Annotated in this window: 1 tRNA gene; it reads right to left on the bottom strand. The window is 37.4% G+C overall.

The features are described from left to right. Positions 1-74: 74 nt before the first annotated feature. Positions 75-145: transfer RNA gene (locus HMPREF2571_RS07135), tRNA-Cys, on the bottom strand. Between the last annotated feature and the right edge of the window lie 152 nt (positions 146-297).

Genomic DNA, 297 nt, shown 5'->3' with positions numbered 1-297 from the left:
TTATTGTGCACTTATATTGTATATTCAAGATGCAATAATGAAAAAAGACACCCTAAGGTGTCTTCGTATTATGAAGGCGGTAGACGGATTTGAACCGACGATCAAGCTTTTGCAGAGCCGTGCCTTACCACTTGGCTATACCGCCATAACAGATACCATTCTATCGAAAAAAAAAAGATTCGTCAAGTCTCTTTCATCAAATTGACGGGTTGTTTGTTCAAACTGCCTATTTACAAGAAACATAAAGAGGTTGAAAGACATTCAACCTCTCAGAATGAAGACAAACATCGTTTTTGA

The organism is Streptococcus sp. HMSC068F04, from assembly GCF_001837455.1.
GTDB classification, from domain to species: domain Bacteria; phylum Bacillota; class Bacilli; order Lactobacillales; family Streptococcaceae; genus Streptococcus; species Streptococcus salivarius_D.
The sequence above is the reverse complement of the archived record's forward strand: the minus strand, read 5'-3'. Positions and strand labels throughout refer to the sequence as shown.